General features: G+C 34.1%; 20 protein-coding genes. 6 read left to right on the top strand and 14 right to left on the bottom strand.

Features of this window, described 5'->3' with window-relative positions; all coding sequences use genetic code 11:
* Positions 1-12 precede the first annotated feature (12 nt).
* The 3 genes from A9G13_RS07990 (at position 13) to A9G13_RS07980 (ending at position 2,597) form a co-directional block, all read left to right on the top strand.
* Positions 13-1,440 carry a glycoside hydrolase family 1 protein gene (locus A9G13_RS07990; protein WP_065557043.1) on the top strand — a complete coding sequence of 476 codons (1,428 nt, stop codon included), beginning with the start codon at positions 13-15 and terminating at the stop codon, positions 1,438-1,440.
* Positions 1,441-1,450: 10 nt separating this feature from the next.
* Complete coding sequence (locus A9G13_RS07985; RefSeq protein ID WP_065557042.1) at positions 1,451-1,774, top strand: PTS sugar transporter subunit IIB; 324 nt, start codon at positions 1,451-1,453, stop codon at positions 1,772-1,774.
* 70 nt (positions 1,775-1,844) lie between these two features.
* Entirely contained in the window at positions 1,845-2,597 is a 753-nt protein-coding gene (locus A9G13_RS07980; RefSeq protein ID WP_065557041.1) for a GntR family transcriptional regulator, read from the top strand.
* A 38-nt stretch (positions 2,598-2,635) separates the two neighbouring features.
* Here the strand turns inward: A9G13_RS07980 and A9G13_RS07975 are convergent, their stop codons facing one another.
* Complete coding sequence (locus tag A9G13_RS07975; protein ID WP_065557040.1) at positions 2,636-3,145, bottom strand: hypothetical protein; 510 nt, start codon at positions 3,143-3,145, stop codon at positions 2,636-2,638.
* A gap of 440 nt (positions 3,146-3,585) precedes the next feature.
* Here A9G13_RS07975 and A9G13_RS07970 point away from each other — a divergent pair, with 440 nt between their 5' ends.
* Complete coding sequence (locus A9G13_RS07970; protein ID WP_065557039.1) at positions 3,586-4,353, top strand: glucose 1-dehydrogenase; 768 nt, start codon at positions 3,586-3,588, stop codon at positions 4,351-4,353.
* Between the two features lie 138 nt (positions 4,354-4,491).
* Here the strand turns inward: A9G13_RS07970 and A9G13_RS07965 are convergent, their stop codons facing one another.
* Positions 4,492-5,001, bottom strand: coding sequence for a hypothetical protein (locus A9G13_RS07965; RefSeq protein ID WP_065557038.1), 510 nt, complete (start codon positions 4,999-5,001; stop codon positions 4,492-4,494).
* 263 nt (positions 5,002-5,264) lie between these two features.
* Between A9G13_RS07965 and A9G13_RS07960 the strand changes: the two genes are divergently transcribed.
* Positions 5,265-5,588 (top strand): YnfA family protein, encoded by a 324-nt coding sequence (locus A9G13_RS07960; RefSeq protein ID WP_065557037.1) that lies wholly within the window; start codon positions 5,265-5,267, stop codon positions 5,586-5,588.
* Positions 5,589-5,652: 64 nt separating this feature from the next.
* Here the strand turns inward: A9G13_RS07960 and A9G13_RS07955 are convergent, their stop codons facing one another.
* Both A9G13_RS07955 and A9G13_RS07950 read right to left on the bottom strand, forming a co-directional pair.
* Positions 5,653-6,474, bottom strand: a complete 822-nt coding sequence (locus tag A9G13_RS07955) for a DUF535 family protein (RefSeq protein WP_065557036.1) — start codon at positions 6,472-6,474, stop codon at positions 5,653-5,655.
* 655 nt (positions 6,475-7,129) lie between these two features.
* Positions 7,130-7,579 carry a hypothetical protein gene (locus A9G13_RS07950; protein ID WP_065557035.1) on the bottom strand — a complete coding sequence of 150 codons (450 nt, stop codon included), beginning with the start codon at positions 7,577-7,579 and terminating at the stop codon, positions 7,130-7,132.
* 232 nt (positions 7,580-7,811) lie between these two features.
* Here A9G13_RS07950 and A9G13_RS07945 point away from each other — a divergent pair, with 232 nt between their 5' ends.
* Positions 7,812-8,075 carry a hypothetical protein gene (locus A9G13_RS07945; RefSeq protein ID WP_065557034.1) on the top strand — a complete coding sequence of 88 codons (264 nt, stop codon included), beginning with the start codon at positions 7,812-7,814 and terminating at the stop codon, positions 8,073-8,075.
* A 138-nt stretch (positions 8,076-8,213) separates the two neighbouring features.
* Here the strand turns inward: A9G13_RS07945 and A9G13_RS07940 are convergent, their stop codons facing one another.
* The 10 genes from A9G13_RS07940 to A9G13_RS07900 all read right to left on the bottom strand — a co-directional run bounded on the left by A9G13_RS07940 (position 8,214) and on the right by A9G13_RS07900 (position 15,509).
* The gene (locus A9G13_RS07940) at positions 8,214-8,900 is read right to left on the bottom strand and encodes a DUF4145 domain-containing protein (RefSeq protein ID WP_065557033.1); all 687 of its coding nucleotides are present in this window, start codon (positions 8,898-8,900) and stop codon (positions 8,214-8,216) included.
* 27 nt (positions 8,901-8,927) lie between these two features.
* On the bottom strand, positions 8,928-10,595 hold the full coding sequence (locus tag A9G13_RS07935) for a terminase large subunit (RefSeq protein WP_141670890.1): 1,668 nt from the start codon (positions 10,593-10,595) through the stop codon (positions 8,928-8,930).
* Positions 10,579-10,923, bottom strand: coding sequence for a phage terminase small subunit P27 family (locus A9G13_RS07930; protein ID WP_065557031.1), 345 nt, complete (start codon positions 10,921-10,923; stop codon positions 10,579-10,581). The genes A9G13_RS07935 and A9G13_RS07930 overlap by 17 nt, the downstream gene beginning before the upstream one ends.
* A 171-nt stretch (positions 10,924-11,094) precedes the next feature.
* Positions 11,095-11,457: an HNH endonuclease signature motif containing protein gene (locus tag A9G13_RS11355; RefSeq protein ID WP_081301201.1), complete on the bottom strand. Its 363-nt coding sequence runs from the start codon at positions 11,455-11,457 to the stop codon at positions 11,095-11,097.
* Between the two features lie 7 nt (positions 11,458-11,464).
* A complete protein-coding gene (locus A9G13_RS07925; RefSeq protein WP_065557030.1) occupies positions 11,465-11,758 on the bottom strand; it encodes a head-tail connector protein in 294 nt (97 codons plus the stop codon).
* Positions 11,751-12,083, bottom strand: coding sequence for a phage head closure protein (locus tag A9G13_RS07920; protein ID WP_065557029.1), 333 nt, complete (start codon positions 12,081-12,083; stop codon positions 11,751-11,753). The genes A9G13_RS07925 and A9G13_RS07920 overlap by 8 nt, the downstream gene beginning before the upstream one ends.
* Entirely contained in the window at positions 12,080-13,279 is a 1,200-nt protein-coding gene (locus A9G13_RS07915; protein ID WP_065557028.1) for a phage portal protein, read from the bottom strand. Before A9G13_RS07915 ends, A9G13_RS07920 begins: the two co-directional genes overlap by 4 nt.
* A gap of 2 nt (positions 13,280-13,281) precedes the next feature.
* Positions 13,282-13,836, bottom strand: a complete 555-nt coding sequence (locus A9G13_RS07910) for an HK97 family phage prohead protease (protein WP_065557027.1) — start codon at positions 13,834-13,836, stop codon at positions 13,282-13,284.
* Between the two features lie 32 nt (positions 13,837-13,868).
* Positions 13,869-15,026 carry a phage major capsid protein gene (locus tag A9G13_RS07905; protein ID WP_065557026.1) on the bottom strand — a complete coding sequence of 386 codons (1,158 nt, stop codon included), beginning with the start codon at positions 15,024-15,026 and terminating at the stop codon, positions 13,869-13,871.
* Between the two features lie 231 nt (positions 15,027-15,257).
* Positions 15,258-15,509 carry a hypothetical protein gene (locus tag A9G13_RS07900; protein ID WP_065557025.1) on the bottom strand — a complete coding sequence of 84 codons (252 nt, stop codon included), beginning with the start codon at positions 15,507-15,509 and terminating at the stop codon, positions 15,258-15,260.
* Between the last annotated feature and the right edge of the window lie 64 nt (positions 15,510-15,573).

Raw genomic sequence — 15,573 nt, 5'->3', positions numbered from 1 at the left:
AGGAATAACATGATGAGTGATTTAACGATCCCGATCCCGCAAAATTTTATTTTAGGAGCCTCATCTTCTGCATGGCAGACTGAAGGATGGACTGGTAAGAAAGAAAATCAAGATTCTTATATCGATATTTGGTATAAAAATGATCGACATGTTTGGTATGAAGGTTATGGCCCTGCGATAGCGACAGATTTAATTAATCGCTATCAAGAAGATGTCGACTTAATGAAAAAAATAGGTTTAACTCATTACCGAACCTCAATTAATTGGTCACGATTTTTAACAGACTATGAAAATGCTATCGTCGATGAAGATTATGCTAGCCATTATGATAACTTCATAACAGCAATGTTGGAGAGTGGTATTACCCCAATGATTTGTTTGGAACATTACGAATTACCTGCAGAACTATTTTATAAATACGGCGGTTGGGGTTCAAAACATGTGGTAGAACTTTTTACAAAATATGCTCAAAAAGTTTTTGAACGTTATAACCATCTTGTTAAACGTTGGTTTGTATTTAATGAACCCATTGTAATTCAAACAAGAGTTTATTTAGATGCCGTACGTTGGCCTTATGAACAAAATACCAATACATGGATGCAGTGGAATCATAATAAAAATTTGGCTACAGCCAAAGTTGTGCAACTATTCCGTAACAATAATTACCAAGGGACCATTGGTACTATTTTAAATCCAGAAGTAACTTATGCTCGGTCGAACTCAAAAGAAGATCAACAAGCAGCAAAACTATATGATCTTTTTTATAATCGTGTATTTCTTGATCCTGCTTTTAATGGTGAATATCCTCAAGAGCTTATTGAACTTTTAGCAAAACATCATGTTAAATGGGATTATTCTGACCAAGAATTAGAAATTATTAAACAGTATCGCGTTGATGAGGTTGGTATCAATTTATACTTTCCACATCGAGTTAAAGCGGCAACAAAAGAATGGAATAAAAATATGCCATTCCACCCTGCCTATTATTATGAACCTTTCGATTTACCTGGCAAAATAATGAATAAATCTAGGGGCTGGGAGATTTATCCAAAAATTGTTTATGATTTTGCAATGAGAGTTAAACAAGAATATAACAATAAATCGTGGTTCATTTGTGAAAATGGTATGGGAATAGAAGATGAAAAACGATTTAAAAATAGTGATGGTATAATTCAGGATGATTATCGAATTGATTTTATTTCAATGCATATTTATTGGGCGCTTAAAGCAATTAATGATGGTGCCAACTGCGGGGGTTATATGCTATGGGCATTCACCGATAATGTTTCACCAATGAATGCATTTAAAAATCGCTATGGTCTAATTGAAATTAATTTAGAAAAAAACCGAGCAAGATCTATGAAAAAATCAGCTTTTTGGTTTGAAAAATTAATAAAAACACGACAGCTTGCTATTAAATTAGATGACCAATATAAATGAGAGGTAAAAGATGAAACAAGTTATTTTTGCATGTGCGGGTGGAATGTCTACGTCATTATTAGTAAATAAAATAAAAAAAGAAACAGCTGAAAGAGGAATTGAATTAGATTTCATCGCAATTAGTGAACAAGTATTATATCAACAACTAAATGCTGATCATGACAACATTATCGCAGTATTATTAGGACCACAAATGAGATTTGCTTTAGAAGAATGTAAAAAACAAACCGATAATTATGGAATACCAATTGATATTATCGATCCAGTTGCTTATGGTACAATGAATGCCACTAAAGTTTTAGACCAAATTTTAAAAATGATTCACAAACAATAAATTAGAATCCGTACACTTACTGATGTTATTATTAGTATGTGTATGGATGTAAACTACTAGCGGGTGAATTTTGACTGAAAATAACATTAATCAAGATTATAAAAAGCAATATCAAGAAATAGCACAGGTATTATTAGAACAAATTAGTTCTGGAAAATATCCTTTGGGTTCTAAGTTACCACCGGAAAGAACTATAGCCGACGCTTATGGTGTTAGTCGAACTATAGTTCGCGAAGCATTGATTGCTTTAGAAGTCAAAGGTTTTATCTCTATAAAACAAAGTTCTGGTGTTTATGTTATTAATAAACCTGATTCATTACAATCCCGAATTATGGGACCGTTTGAGTTATTACAAGCTAGTCAGCTACTGGAAACTAATATAGCAGCATTTGCTTCCCAAATGATTACTATAGCTAATATTGAGACTCTAAAAAAAATACTAGAACAAGAATTACAAGCGACAACGAATAACAAATCTAATAAAGAAAATGACTTTCACTTTCACCTTACTATTGCCGAAGCAACTCAAAATCAAATGCTGGTTAATGCTATTAAAAATTTATGGAAACATAAAGAGAAATCATTTAATTGGGAACAACTAGCTGAACACACTAATACTAAAGGTTATCGCCTAAAATGGTATGCAGATCACCAGCAAATATTAGCGGCATTATGCCGACGAGATAGTGAAGGAACTTATAAAGCGATGTGGCAACATATTGAAAATGAAAAAAATGTATTAATGAATATATCAGATAAAACATCGATTGATTTTGACGGCTATATTTTTTCTTCAGTAAATCTACTTGAACATTTAAGCTAAATTTAATTCATATTATTCTTTATTAAAAATATTAATATCTATTTCGTTTCTTGGCTATTTTGTTGATTGATTAACCGGTAAATACCACTTCTAAGCGCTTTTATAAAAAGCAGCAAAATAAAGCCACCAATACTGATAACACATGGCAATAATGTTGTTACTGCAAAATCAAGCCCAATACTCCATCCCCAATGATCATCAGTAATTAAATGATAATAAACCACGATAGCCAGCCATATAAAGCAAATAAAAGCACCAATAAATAGTCCCATAAAAGATGTTAATTGATGCGTTTTAGGTTGTGTGAACAGTTTTATTAACATTGAAAAAAATAAAATCACCTCAACTGACAGAGTAGCAATTAAAAAAATACTAATAAAACTATCAAACGTTTCATGATAACTTCGATACACATCATAGCTGAAGCCCGCAACAATCCTATAAGTTATAAACAGAAGAACATAAAAACATGCATGGACAGAAAGCAAAGTTTGATCTTTGAATAAAAAATAGATTATTTTTAATTGAGACCCCTCTCTCGATGGCATAAATAAATTCTCCTTTCAATTACTAATTCCATATTGATAAAAGTTACTAAATAACTCACCTATTAAACATAACCACTTATTTTGGGTTAATAATATGATAATGATCGTGTTCTTAAAAAATTGCTCATTTAAACCATAAATAGTTTAGCCAATTCGCAAACGAACGAAAGCAATAAGTTAAAAAACTATCCATTAAAATGAGGACACATCACTTATAACGTGTTACATTCTAACGGTCAACATAATTTAAAAACAATTCTTATATTGGTTTTAGCAATTTTTATTCCAACTCAGCTGATTTATAATTTTTTTTAATTTAATTTATTTCTATATATTCACTAATCAGTCATTGTCTGTTTAATTTAAAAAATAAATTATGTTGACCAAGTATTTGGTTTGTAAAAATTTACATGGTTTACTTTTAATTAAGGGGGATTATGATGAGTAACTTATTTGATTTAAATAATAAAGTTGCAATTGTTACAGGAGCATCATCTGGACTGGGTGTGCAATTTACAAAAGCACTGGCTAAACAAGGTGCAAATGTTGTTATAGTCGCTCGTAGGATTGAAAAACTTAACGAATTGAAAAGTGAGATCGAAAAGTATGGTGTTAAGTGTTTAGCTATTCGTTGTGACGTCAATAATAATGATGAGATCAAATCAGTTGTAGAGCAAACTGTTAATACTATGGGAAGAATAGACATTTTAGTTAATAATGCAGGTATTGCGGTAAATGTTCAAGCAGAAGGTCAAACAGACGAACAATGGTATAACGTTATTAATACTAATTTAAGTAGCCTCTATTTTTTTGCTCGAGAAGTCGGTAAAGTAATGATAAAACAGCATTATGGAAAAATCATCAATATTGGCTCAATCCACAGCACTGTTGCGATGAAGCCGACTTTTTTAACTGCCTACTGTTCGTCTAAAGGCGGCGTGCAAATGTTAACCAAGTCACTTGCTGTAGAGTGGGCTAAAAAAGGGATAACGGTTAATGCAATTGGACCGGCATACTTCCCTAGTGAAATGACGCAACACGCTATAAATAACGAGGAATTCAAGGCTATAATTGATACTTACTGCCCAATGGGTCGTGCAGGGAAAGAAGGAGAACTAAATGGTGCTCTTATCTATTTTGCCTCAGATGCATCCTCATATACTACCGGGCAACTATTGACTATTGATGGCGGTTGGACTGCGATTTAATATTAACATCCTACATTTAATTGTCGGATGTACAATATAGTTAATAATGATACTAATATACTTAAACCAATAACTAATAAATTTTAACTTCAAGCGATATATCTAATTCAGATTATTTTATATTCGTATCATTAAGATCTATTTCGTATCTTCACTATTTTGCTTATTGATTAACAAATAAATACCACTTCTAATCGCTTTAATAATAATCAACAAAATATAACCACCAATGCTGGTAACACATGGCAAAAATGAGAATAACAGAAAACTAAGCCCATTTAATCCCCAACTGCTGTCATTAATCTGAAAATAAGCAATTAAAATACCAAACCAAATAAAGCATACAAAAATCCCAATAAATAATCCAAGAAAAGAAGTTAATTGGTGAGTATTTGGTTTAGTGAACAGTTTTATTAGCATCGACAAAAATAAAATAACCTGCACTAACAATGTAGCAACTATAAAAATAATAATTAAAGTATCAAAATTATCAGAATACTTGCCATAATAGCTAGTACCAATAAATTCCATAGAAATTCTTAAAGTTAAGAACAAAAGTACATAAAAAAAACCGTGCGCATAAAGTAAATTTCGATCTTTGAACAGAAAATAAATTATTTCTAATTCAGATTTTTTTTTGGCTGCCATAAATCAATCTTCCTTTTAATTTACTAATTCGATATTAACATAGGTTGATAAATAACTCCCATATTAAACTTAATAAATTAGCAGTAATACTTATAGGTGATGCTAATCTACTCTGAAAATTACTTTAATTACATCATTTAAATTTTATAATAAAAGCACAAGAGCCAGATTATTTCTGAGTTTATCCATAAATGCTTAATCGAATCTGTAATTACTCGTGGTAAACTATACCGTATTAATGATAATGGTAGTCTAATTTAATTATGATAAAAATTATCGGATTATTTATAATTACCGCTTTAGCTGAAATTTCAGGCTGTTATTTTGTTTATATCTGGGCTAAAAAAGTGGTTTGTGCCTGGTTTTTGATACCGGCTGCATTATGCCTGATGTTATTTGCTTGGCTACTTACTTTACACCCTGAAGCTAGTGGTCGTATTTATGCAACTTATGGTGGTATTTATGTTGTCACATCTCTTATTTGGCTTAAGTTAGTTGATCATGTCAAACTATCAACTTTTGATTTGATTGGTGCCGTAATTATTCTTCTCGGGACTCTAGTTATTATTTTGGGTTGGAGAACCTAAAATTAACACACCCTATTCTCTTAGCAAAAAAATAAGCAAACCGCATTATATATATCGTATTCAATTAGTAGTAATTTACTATTGTTGCAAGATTTTTTTGACATTGAATATCAATATCTTCGCGAATTAACTCCCTTTTTTTAAATTCACTTCGCTTGTTACTTTTAATATCGTCAATAGATTTTGGTATTTGATTACAAGGCAATTTGAACCAAGCTTTATCGTAAGATACACCATTTAATTCCTGCCAAAGTTCGTCGTAATTAAATTCAAATTTGCCTAACTTAACATGTGCTTCACTTTTAACCGCATATATATTTTCAATATTAAAAAATTTAGCAATATCTAAGATTAAAGCCACCATAAGATTTTTAGGTCTAAAACCAAATAAATCTTTAGTTAATTTTTTCAATATTTCTCTGCTCGTATGGCCTTGCACTCCGGCAATATAAATTTCACCTGAAAGCGTGATTGTAAAATGAATAGAAAATACAAGCTGTTCATCAAAACGCATAATTATTCTTAGATCCCCTTCTCGTGGATATAAGGCAGAAGTCAAATATAACGATATTTTTGTATCGTTTTTGCCTTCAACTTCTGCAAGTTGAATTCCATGAATAATGGGAGAGTAAAGTTTGCCAATTGCATTTGAATTTATTTTCTGATCAATGAAGTCAATATGTGAATTTAGAATAGATAACTTTTTATTATAGGAAATTTTTTCATTGAGGTATTTATGAAATAATTTTTCAGGCATCGAATAAGGCATATCTAATTTTTCATAAGCTAAAGGATAAGCACTTAATTTACATTTTTTCTTAAAATCTTGATAATTAGACTTATTTAGTATTGTTTTTATGAAAAATAGGGTCAAACGTGACTTCATTTTATATATGTCCTTAATTGTAAGACCAACAAAGATTACAAATTTTCTTAGTCAATTTTTAATAACTAATTGAATTTTAAATAATAAAGTTAATTCGAATTTATATTTTTTACTTTTGAAATATAAAGAAACTCAATAGTGCGATGGGCTCTTAAAATTATATATAACTATAGCCATTAACGTATTTACATCATCAATAATACAATCTAAACAAATAAGTCCATCATGAAGATAAAAATAACCTAAAAACTCGACATGTTATTTTTGAAAAGAAACTAGAAATTTATAATAGTTATTATATTAAATAATATTTTTCTACAATTTTACCTCTATTTAGTGAAAATCACTAATTATTAAAATAAATATAACAACAACATGGTGTTCACAATGTTGTAATAACCAGAATACAATTGAGATAATCTATTTTACAAGCACTATTCAAAACGCCAATCAAACCTTCTACCTAATTTACATTTCTCTATCGTAAACTTATTCTCATTTCCTTGAAGTTTTTCTATCGTCCAGTAATGGTGACACTCGCTTTGGGTTGGAGGGATAAACAGATGCTAATGTTTCATTAATTCTTTTCCTCTCATTTTAGATAATAAAAAACCCTTTACGAGGGTTTGATAATTTGTTTCGGTAAGTCAACAGGCTATTCTATTCTCGTACAAACCCTTTCATTTTTACTTTTCGTTTTTGTTATTTCTCTGTCCATATATGAACAAGCATAAAACATCTCCAATTCCCAAGTAAATTTATTGCTCGAATTTTTTATTAGGCTACGATTTATAGTGTATTCACAATTACCTCGTTTACCTTCAATGGTTGGTTGTTTATAAACTTTATCGATATCAGTCTTAGCCGCTTCTCCATTATTTATTTGTGCCATTAGAAAGCCATCAACGATTTTATAGGTGTGTTTATATTGTTCGCTGCTCCTTAAAGAATAATCATTATATTTTTTTAATTTTGAATCGTACTTACTCTCATATTGTTTGGTGCTACAATCCCATTTACCGACAAGATATTCTTTTGTAACTTTATCGTCACAATAGCCAGTTAAAGCAAAGCCAATTAATCCAAGCAACAAAATTCTTTTCATATCACTCTCCATTTAATATCCGAACTAATAGTAAGAGATTAATTAAAGGAGAGCAATAAAAAACCACCCAAAAGGGGTATATCTGCCTAGTTGACCGTAAACTAGATTATATTAAACATAACATATTGCTATAACAAAAAATTAACCAACGTCTTCAAAATATCCTTTTTTATCATGATTAAATTAATGTGAACTAATAAAGTAGTTAAACTATTCTTAAATGAGTGAAACTATGGAAAATAATTTAGTTGTCTCTGCACAAGGTTTTAGTGACGAAAAGTCTACTAATATCACAATTAATCCTACCGCTATCTTAATCAAAGAATTAATAAAGCGAAATCAATTGAATATTTCAAAATTAAAAAGAGTTTTGATAACTTGTGATTTTGAATCAATGTTAACTGAAAATTGCTATATGTTCGAATTTGCAAATAACGTCATATTTACGGCACAAAGCACAATCGGTAACACTGAAATAAATGTAAGTAATGGTTAAATGCTTATATAAATCAAGGTGTTTAATGGTGGCCCCTACTGCCTCTGATCTAATTAGTTAATTATATGATAAATAAAATTTTAAAATAAATTAATATTTAACGTATAACTAACCATATAACTAAAAATTAAAGTAATATCATGGAGTCCCATTTTTAACTATTTGCTTTTGAATACTAATGTTATTGATTCGATTTATTCTTTCTTTTCTAGCTTCTCTAGCAATGTACCAATCCTCTATTAATGTTTCAATCAATCCAGCTAATTCATTTGCCTCTTCGGGTTCAACATCAATGATTAGATTAATGTCATGTTCTGGATGAGCACCTATATTACCAATAGATTTAAGGGCCATGATCGCATTATACATATCATCATCATTCATCTGATCTTTAATAGCATCTATTTCAGCATGTAAGGTTTTCTTTTGAACCTTCCAAAAGTCTCTTATCATACCTTGTAAACATCTTCTTGATAGAGTTGCAGAAGCCTTTGGCGATAAATCAAGGATTAATTTAGCTTCTTCATAGTCTTTCAATATCTGCTTAGGAACATAATCAGGAAAATTTTTAATATTAGCTTTAGGTTCAATATTTAACTTGTACACCAATTCATATTGCTTTTTATCTTTATTGTATTTGAACTTTCTAAAAAAAATTTCATGTTTTTGACATTCTGGTGTAGGACAACATATACTTAATATATTTAACCGATATGAATTACTATCTGAATGTTCATCGAACTCCAAAGAACCAGAGTGTTGGATATTGTAGTCTAATATTGTAGACCCTTTATTACAAAAAGGACAAACTCGATAAAATGCCATAAAACACCTCCTCAAAAATTTGTCATATTATAACTCAATCCCCTTAAACTCGTCTAACGCTTGTTTTTGTTCATTAGATAAGTTGATATCTACCTCACCATACTCAAGTAAGTAAGTACCAAATGACATAAGGAAAGCGACCGCAGGATCTATCTTGTTAGCGGCTTTCTTTTTATTTGGCTTGATATTGGCGTTGGCATCAGTTTCCATGACCACATTACCCATTGCCCAAGCTAAAACAGGATCGCCATTGTGCCGGATTCGTTTACGGCTGATAAATACCTCGGCCGTTTTAGATGTGGGGCTATACCTTGCGTAGGTTTGAGGGAACGGCTCAACATCAAGCCCCATATTTTGCAATTGTGTTCTAAGCTGTGTAGCGTTCCACACGTCAAAGCCAATTAGTTTAATGTTAAACTGCTCACTATCTTTTAAAATGTCATCACGGATTTGATCATAGTCGATACAATCTCCTTTCGTTACCCTAAGCAAGCCTTGAGCAACCCACTTTTTATAGATATCCCGATTCTTATTAGCAACATTATTTAGCTGAAATTCTGGGATATAGTGCCTGGTGAGTAATCTCACTTCGGTATCATAAGGAAATGAGTAACAAACGCTTGTAATGTCATTTGTCGAGGATAAATCTAGCCCAGCATAGCAATCTAAGCCTTTTAAATCATCTTCGGTATAATCAGCCTTGCATTCTGTCCAACTACCAATATTCACCCAAGGCGTTGCCCCATTACACCAAATATTAAAGCGTTTAGTCAGCATTTCGACCCACTGGGATGGTATGCCTCTGGCTTTCTTAATGGTGTCCTCTAAGGCTACCCTATCGACCGATATATCAAGATTAGGATTGGCTTTAATCCATAAATCGGGTTTATCAATCTCGTTCTCGTCGTCTAGCTCATAGATTAAAACGAATTGCGATTCATTAATCTCGTCACCTGCTAATATTTGACAACAATAATCATAGTGCTGTTTACACGCTGAAATGGTGTTACTGCCTGCCGTGGTGATTGCAAATAAAATGCCCTCTGGTCTTGCTCCCATTCCTAACTCAAGCGCTGAATAAACGCCGTTATCAGGGTGCAAGTGGTATTCATCAACAATGGATAAGCTAGGGTTAGTTCCCTCTATCGTCGCAGCCTTTGACGCTAAGGGTCGTAATAGGCTATTTTGCTTCGGATTAATCATTTTATGCTGCTGAATGGTGACTCTTTTCTTTATTGGCTTGCTGAGTATTGCCATTTGCCTAGCATCATCAAACACGATTCGAGCTTGGTCACGGCTAACGGCTGCGGTATAGATGTCTTGTTGCCCTTTCTCCATGACTAAAAACCAGTTAGCTAATATTGCAGCAGTCGTTGATTTAGCGTTCTTTCTCGGTACTTGTACATAAGCACTACGATATTTTCGCAGTCCAGTTTTAACGTGCTTAAATCCAAGCAGATTAGCAAATAAGAATTGTTGCCACGGCTGAAGCTCAATAGGTTTAGCTCTTAAATGGCCTTTGACATGAGGACAGACTTTAGAGAAAGCAATAAACTTACTGACAACTTCACTATCAAAACAATAAAGAGGATTACTTAAATCCAAAAAATAACGATTTACAGCCTGTTTTAAGCGTTTACAGGCTGGAATATCCCCACTTTTGATAGAGATTGCGTAATTATGCCAAGCGGTCAAGTTCGTCCTCATCCTCTGTTTCAACTGGATTCTTTCGACGGCTAACAGGATCAAACCCAAGCAGTGAAGCCATTTTGATCATGATTTTTTCGGCTTCTGATTTTGCACTTAATGCAGGATTACGGCTTTCCGTTCCTTGTGAGTTAGCAATTGAAAAACCACGTTTAGCAATATCTTCAACCGCAGCCCGATACATTGAATAGTTAACGCAATAAAGTTCTAAGTTAGTCCAATCAGCGGCTTGAATATCGTCACGTTCAGCTAAGTGGTCAGCTCGTAGTTTCCATTGCTCTTTAGCTAATTTGTCTAAATATTTAGGTGCTTTCATCTTATTGTTATTCCTATACTTTCTAAAAAATCACTGTGCGTAAAAATTTGAGGAGGGGGGTGGTCTTTTGCCTCTTTGAATTTCTTTGAACTAATCCCCCTACCCCTTGCAAACTCAATTTTGAGGTGACAAAACGCAATATTGAGCTTTGCTTATTAATCAATGTGTTAATCATGATCCAAACCCTCGTTTATCGATTACTCTTGTCTTATAGCTATGACAATCTCGACATAACGGTTGATGATTATCTGCTAGCCAGAATAAAGGATCGCTTTGTCCATTCTCTACTGGTGTTATATGGTCTATTACTGTGGCTGGTACTAATAAACCTTTGTCCTTGCACATCTTGCATAATGGGTTATGTCTTAGATACTCAATTCGGTATATGCGCCAACGGTGGTTATAGCCTCGCTGTGCTGCTGTTCCTCGTGCCTTATCATGCTGCCTATCTATTCTATGCTCGTCACATCGACCGGATTTAACACGATTACGACAGTTAGGATATGAGCAACGTCTTAATGGTTGTAATGGCATAACTCACCTAATAGATAGCTGGGTCACGGTAGATACTCCACAATGAGGATATAGCCAAGGGTACTTCTTTTACTTCGCCACTTGTCACTATTTGCCGATTCTCATAGAGGTGAGCAATAAACATTAAACAACCTGCTTTAATGGCTGGTGTAAATTCCTGTAACTCAAATGATTTACCTATATGCTTTTGACAAGCCTCAAGCGCGGCATCAATATAAACTTGCAATAGGCTATCTTCTAAGGTCTCACTTTCATCAATCCGACAATGTAACTTAGCTTCATTTAATTCAATCTTAGCCATTGTTAACTCCTGCTTCACATAGCAATTCTAAATAGGTTCGCTTTGCATCTGGTAGCACTGCTTGGATATTTAAATATTCAGCGTTAGCAGTGTGATATTTAATGCGCCAATTGGTATTAATGTCCTCACGATATCGAATATAGATTTTCATGGTGGTGCTACTGATTTCTCTTTGTGAGGAGATCAGCTCTTTACCTGTTATCGCTTTGACCTCAGCCCATACGGTTGCTACATCTTTCCATTCTTTAATCACTTGTCCAAGTGGATCACGATAAGATTCGTAGCATTGCAAGATAATCCGATCTCTTAGTCGTCCTATAATCATTCCGTAATATCCTTTTTCACTTCTACGGTTTGCTTCCATGCTTGGCTAAATTCCTCACCACCCTCATAAGGCGGTAAGCCCTCTTTTAATCGTGCTTCATTCGGATTCATCACACCCGATTTAATTGCAATGTTATAACTGTTAAAGCGGTCAATTGGACTGGTACGCATTAAATCCGATGTATCAAACTCAATAAGGTAACGGCTTTTATCTTGATTAATGTCAATCATGAGCGCATCTTTTAATTGCTGCTCAAAGTTGGTTAGCCACGGTCTCAGGGTTAATGTTAAAAATGAGCGTGTAGCTTCTGAAAAGTTACTGTAAGAGCTATGGGAATATTCTTGTATAAACATCGGGCTAATATTGAATATCCGTGCTATATCCTCGATTGTAAATCGCCTACTCTGTAGCCATTCAGCATCTTGATTGCTCATGCCTAACTGCTCGTATTTCATCCCACCTTCAAGGATTGGCGTTTTACCTGCGTTCTTTGCACCTTTGTAACGTTCTAATGCGTTTAGGGCTTTCTTGCCTTTGGCTTCGTCCATCCATTCAGTCATTGAAACATAGCCACTTGCCATTAGCCCATTTTTCATGACAGAAGATCCATGACGTTGCTGTGCTAGCCCTAGTCCAATAGCTTCACGGCAAATAGTAACCGGTGAACGACCGATAAAACCGTCATCACTGGCATAACGTAGATGTAATACTTCATCTTGTAGGTAATTAGTGATATTTCCGTCTTCATCAACAATAGAGTAAGCATATCGCCCATTACCTAATCGTTTAGGTGTAACGGCATAAGGTGGAAAGCTTTCAAGCCCTTGCGGTCGTCCATCATTTCCCCAGTGAATCACCGCATACGCATTGCCACCCAGTAAACAGTGACGCATCATTGTGCGTTTAAACTGGTAAGGTGTTTGCTTAGTATTTGGCATTTCATTTAATAAATATTCGACTGGGTGATTAGATACGCGCTCACGTTCACCTTTTTTATTGAGTTTATAGAGATAACAGGGCATAGATGCGACTGCTTCACTAATTACCGTGACGGCATTCATTACTGCAGGTAATGCTTCGGCTGAACTGGGCGAAACATATTCACCTGAATTCGTATTAGGTAAGCCAAGATAAGAGATTAACTCGTCTATTCCTATGCTACGCTGCTCTTTCTTCTTACGGCTAAATAATCCCATGTTTATAACTCCATTAGGTCAAGCCATGCTTTGCTTAAATCAGGCTGTAATTTAGCTTTAGCATCTAACATTGAGCGTTTAGCGATTTGGATATCACTTTCTTGGTAGGCTGGCATACTAGTGACAGTGACCTCGAATAGTTCCGCTGTATTTACTGTTCTGATACAAGGCTCTTGATTAAAGTCCCATGATTCTGTTGTGGCCATAAAACCAAACGACATACCGCGAATATCGCCACGGTCAACACTAACGAGTAAATCACGCCCTAATTGTGTATCAGGTGGCGTAAGCTCAAAGCGTAAGCCGATATCATCCTCATTTAGAATTAACGTATTAGAGATTGTCCGACCTAATAAGGCTTTGTGGTCATGCTCAAATAAAGCTCTAATGTCAGGATTATTACTCAATGATTGGCTAAAAGCTTTCGGTGCGAACTGTTCATAAAATTCACCCCATATCAACTCAGAACGGCTATTCCACTTCACCACATAACCGACCAGCTTAGTATCATCCCTAACAACTTCGGTACTTCTGATTTCATATTTTTTCTTATCCATATCAACCTCAAAGGGGCATATAGCCCCTGTTATTATTCACCAGCGGATACTTCTAAGATTTTGATAGCGTTAGAATCGACTAAGCCACCACCGAGATATTTATCAGTATGGACTTTATAGAATCCTGGTTCTGTGATGTTATCAGGGCGAGTTCTTACACCCGTCTCATGGTCTACAATGTAGTAACCTCGTTTAAAGTCACCAACGGCAACGACTGCACCGGTATCGTTCATATTTTCTAGATAATGAACAGGTTTACCGAGTAACATATCAGGATCACCAGCTTGTAAACCGTCACGCCAAATATAATCACCATTACCATTTTTAAGTTTTTGAAGTGTTGCTGCAGTATTTGAGTTCATGACCCATACAGCATTTTTGCGATATTTCTTTTTAAGTTTAAAGAGTAAATCAATGAGACCATCTGCCGTGATGGCGGTTGTTGTCATTTTTTCAAGTGTACCAAATGGACGTTCTTTATCAGATTTGACTGCTTGCGGATAAGCAAGGAAGCCTTTTGCTTTTTTCGTACCATCACCACTAATTAGATCAAGTTCTTCTGTTTCAACAAATGTGTCCTTAATTTCATCAGTTAACCAACTTAGGACATCTAAGTCGCTAAAATCTAAGATTTCCTGTGTAGTTTTAGGATAGGCATAGATTGGATAAAGCTTAATTGAGACTTCTTCCAGTTTTGCTGTAACGGTTTCAGTACGTGCTTTGCCCTCTTCACCATGATTAACGACCGCACCACCAATTGACACCAGTTTTTTATACTCGTTTGAGCCTATTTTCTTAACGGTACAAATTGAACGCATTTCCGATTCATCGGATAACTGACGCATGATTTCCTTATCTAACTCAGGAATAACTGTATAACCACCGTCAGCAGGTACACCAGTCGATAATGAACGGCTTTCACCCGTGCGGATATAGTTTCGTAACTCTTCATTAGTGAGTTTTTTATCAACGGGTTTACCTTTATCAGCAAGGCTACGCTCTTCATTGGCTAAAGTTTCATAGTTAATGATATCAGTATTAAGCTGCTCAACATCTGATTTTATTGCATCAAATTGCGTTTTTTCTTCGGGGGTCATGCTGCGGTTTTCTTGCTCAGCCTTTGTCAGCAAGCTACGTAATTCTGTAACTTTAGCCGCTTTTTGTTGGCGTAATTCAATGAGTTTTTTCATATCTGTAATTACCTATTAAATGATGAATAAACAGCGTAGATATGAAAGAGGCTAACTAGCCAGAAAATAATAGTGATTAAACTATGAAAGGTACTGCGCGTTAAAAGTAGACTGCCATATCTGCGCTAATATTGGTTATTTCTATTAACCTATGTAGCAGTCTAACCACTTGATAATTAAATTAAATACACCGAATTTAACTAAAATTAATTACAAAGCATGAGAACAAAATTATTTATATTGAATTTGATTAGGTAATCGTTCACGAAACGATTTCAAGTATTCGATTAACATATCGAGCTGCTCTTTATTAGTCGCGATAATTTCACCTGATAATTGATGCCTAATAAACTCATGATGATCCAGCCAAAAGAAAGCCTCTTTTTCAATCAGTTGTTTATAATCTGCCTCTGGCATGGTTTCTAATGATTCAAAACCAAAATAGTTTTTATGTTCAATAATTTCTTCTAATGTGATTGGCATGCTGTTTTCTCCTAATGTTGGCATGATTATTGCTTGGGAATTTTTTCAACTTAGTACCCCCTAT

This window comes from Gilliamella sp. wkB178, assembly GCF_001690705.1.
GTDB lineage: Bacteria > Pseudomonadota > Gammaproteobacteria > Enterobacterales > Orbaceae > Gilliamella > Gilliamella apicola_K.
Note: the sequence above shows the minus strand (reverse complement) of the source record. Positions and strands in the feature narration are given on the sequence as shown.

Bases quoted from the DNA above. Each gene is read 5' to 3' on its own strand.
- A9G13_RS07990 (WP_065557043.1), top strand. From the start codon at position 13: ATGAGTGATTTAACGATCCCGATCCCGCAAAATTTTATTTTAGGAGCC.
- A9G13_RS07985 (WP_065557042.1), top strand. From the start codon at position 1,451: ATGAAACAAGTTATTTTTGCATGTGCGGGTGGAATGTCTACGTCATTA.
- A9G13_RS07975 (WP_065557040.1), bottom strand. From the start codon at position 3,145: ATGCCATCGAGAGAGGGGTCTCAATTAAAAATAATCTATTTTTTATTC.
- A9G13_RS07970 (WP_065557039.1), top strand. From the start codon at position 3,586: ATGAGTAACTTATTTGATTTAAATAATAAAGTTGCAATTGTTACAGGA.
- A9G13_RS07965 (WP_065557038.1), bottom strand. From the start codon at position 5,001: ATGGCAGCCAAAAAAAAATCTGAATTAGAAATAATTTATTTTCTGTTC.
- A9G13_RS07960 (WP_065557037.1), top strand. From the start codon at position 5,265: ATGATAAAAATTATCGGATTATTTATAATTACCGCTTTAGCTGAAATT.
- A9G13_RS07955 (WP_065557036.1), bottom strand. From the start codon at position 6,474: ATGAAGTCACGTTTGACCCTATTTTTCATAAAAACAATACTAAATAAG.
- A9G13_RS07950 (WP_065557035.1), bottom strand. From the start codon at position 7,579: ATGAAAAGAATTTTGTTGCTTGGATTAATTGGCTTTGCTTTAACTGGC.
- A9G13_RS07945 (WP_065557034.1), top strand. From the start codon at position 7,812: ATGGAAAATAATTTAGTTGTCTCTGCACAAGGTTTTAGTGACGAAAAG.
- A9G13_RS07940 (WP_065557033.1), bottom strand. From the start codon at position 8,900: ATGGCATTTTATCGAGTTTGTCCTTTTTGTAATAAAGGGTCTACAATA.
- A9G13_RS07930 (WP_065557031.1), bottom strand. From the start codon at position 10,923: ATGAAAGCACCTAAATATTTAGACAAATTAGCTAAAGAGCAATGGAAA.
- A9G13_RS11355 (WP_081301201.1), bottom strand. From the start codon at position 11,457: ATGCCATTACAACCATTAAGACGTTGCTCATATCCTAACTGTCGTAAT.
- A9G13_RS07925 (WP_065557030.1), bottom strand. From the start codon at position 11,758: ATGGCTAAGATTGAATTAAATGAAGCTAAGTTACATTGTCGGATTGAT.
- A9G13_RS07920 (WP_065557029.1), bottom strand. From the start codon at position 12,083: ATGATTATAGGACGACTAAGAGATCGGATTATCTTGCAATGCTACGAA.
- A9G13_RS07915 (WP_065557028.1), bottom strand. From the start codon at position 13,279: ATGGGATTATTTAGCCGTAAGAAGAAAGAGCAGCGTAGCATAGGAATA.
- A9G13_RS07910 (WP_065557027.1), bottom strand. From the start codon at position 13,836: ATGGATAAGAAAAAATATGAAATCAGAAGTACCGAAGTTGTTAGGGAT.
- A9G13_RS07905 (WP_065557026.1), bottom strand. From the start codon at position 15,026: ATGAAAAAACTCATTGAATTACGCCAACAAAAAGCGGCTAAAGTTACA.
- A9G13_RS07900 (WP_065557025.1), bottom strand. From the start codon at position 15,509: ATGCCAATCACATTAGAAGAAATTATTGAACATAAAAACTATTTTGGT.